Annotated in this window: 2 protein-coding genes; both read left to right on the top strand. The window is 50.1% G+C overall.

Annotated elements, in window-relative coordinates; translation table 11 throughout:
• Window positions 1–157: 157 nt before the first annotated feature.
• Window positions 158–1,465 carry a tetratricopeptide repeat protein gene (locus B3W37_RS06310; protein WP_483171322.1) on the top strand — a complete coding sequence of 436 codons (1,308 nt, stop codon included), beginning with the start codon at window positions 158–160 and terminating at the stop codon, window positions 1,463–1,465.
• Window positions 1,466–1,475: 10 nt separating this feature from the next.
• The coding region (locus tag B3W37_RS06305) for a DUF4125 family protein (protein WP_483175117.1) at window positions 1,476–1,966 on the top strand (491 nt) is incomplete at its 3' end.

Genomic DNA, 1,966 nt, shown 5'->3' with positions numbered 1-1,966 from the left:
TCTTCCAGCCCGTGTGGGGGCGGTTAAATGAGCTCATTAAGGCAAAACAGGCCAAGTAAAGTCTGCAGCGGATATCCGGGCGCAATCCCAATCAATAAGGGACTGGGACGGATATTTAGAATGGCTTTCACTAAACCACGCAAAGGAGCAGTCATAAATGGATCATATGATTGAACAATTCTATAAGGAACTCAACCGTCATTATGCTGCCGGAAATATAGATGCCGTAGAGCAATTTTTGCACAAGAGCGGCAGGCATTATCGTCCTTGCTGCGGCGGATTCAACCCCATTTATCTTGCGGTTTTAAGCGAACTCGGCTCCTTCTACCGCGGTACCAGCAGGTATGCGGCCTCTGTCGAGGCTTTCACTGCGGCAGGACGGATCATTGAGGAATTCATCGGCCCTGAAAGCGTTGAGTACGCTACCAATATCAACAATCTGGCCGGAACCTATCGTTTAATGGGCGAAAATGATAAATCTATAAACCTGTTTAACCAGGCTTTCGAGATATACCGTACTACCATCGGTACCGACAACTATCTGTATGCAAGCGCTCTCAATAACGCCGGCCTTCTCTATCAGAGCATAGCGGACTTTGAGAAAGCCATCGATTGTCTGGAGCAGGCCCTGGCAATTCTGAATCAATTGGGCGCTTTCGGGGAAAATGTCGCCACTACTTACAGCAATCTGGCCGTCGCCTATGAAAAAACGGGCCGGTATGATCAGGCCCAAGAGGCGCTGAGGCAGGCGCTAGAGCGGTTTGCAAGCCTGCCCGGCAGTTTTCTCGGTTTTCCTGAGCGTAGTAAAAGCGAACTATCCGTCGACCGTGTCGGTGTTATGGCTACTTCCTCCTTTTACTATCGGTATATCGGCCTGAGACAGGCGCCCCGGACGCTTATGGAATGGCGCCGCATACCTGAGAGCTATCTGGCGGTGGTGACCAACGGTGAGGTTTTTGTGGATGAATGGGGCGAGTTCAGTAAAATACGCAGTGAACTGATGGCATTTTATCCGGAGGATATCCGCATTAAAAAAATTGTGTCCCGTGCCGCCATAATGGCCCAGGCAGGACAATATAATTACGCCCGCTGCATAAAACGCCGTGAATATGTGGCGGCACAGTGTGCCTTGCATGAATTTACAACAGCCGCTTTTTCCATGCTCTACCTATTAAACAGGAAATATGCCCCGTTTTATAAATGGGCGCACCGCGGTATTCGCCGCCTGCCGGTTCTTTCCGAAACCTATGATCTGTTCTCTGCACTGTGCAGAGATTACGGCGGCGAAGATGTTTACCGGATGCGCGAGGACATAATCGAAACCATATGCACGCTGGTCATTGAAGAATTGAAAAGACAAAAACTTACGGATTTGGACGACGTTTATCTGCAAAATCACTGCTGCGCCATGATGCAGCGCATTGAAGACGATGATATCCGCAAACTGCATATATTGGCTGAATAGGGGGAGTAATATGCAACCGGTCATCAAAAGGATTCTGGATATCGAATGGGAAATGTTTGACGCCGTCGAAAATGCAGGCGGACGCGCCAATTGCCAGGATGATTGGCAGACCTTTGAGAAACAGCGCGGCAGTCAGCTCAGGGCTTGGAACAGCGCCATGCTGCAGAGTTATGTTAGCGACCTTGAAGAAGCACTGCAGAAGGGACGCAATCTGATGACGGAGAAATACGCCTATATGATGAAACATACTTCTCCGGTGGAATATGAAGCCATTAAGGATCGGCTGCCGGTTCTGTCCGGCGAAAAAAATCAGCTCATCAACGAAATCGCCGCCGTACAGGTTGAATGGCTGGAGGCGCTTTCCCAGCGTTATCCCTGCGTCTGCGGCCACGGCAGGCTTATCCATTCCAGCCAAGAGCCCATCTTCGGCACATCGTTTGAAACCTACCTGAAAGGCGAACTCGCCACTTATTCCATGGAAACGCTGCAGCAATACCAGGC

Source organism: Syntrophomonas sp. UBA5494, assembly GCF_002426325.1.
The sequence above is the reverse complement of the archived record's forward strand: the minus strand, read 5'-3'. Positions and strand labels throughout refer to the sequence as shown.

Coding starts and splice junctions, on each gene's coding strand:
- B3W37_RS06310 (WP_483171322.1), top strand. CDS start 158: ATGGATCATATGATTGAACAATTCTATAAGGAACTCAACCGTCATTAT.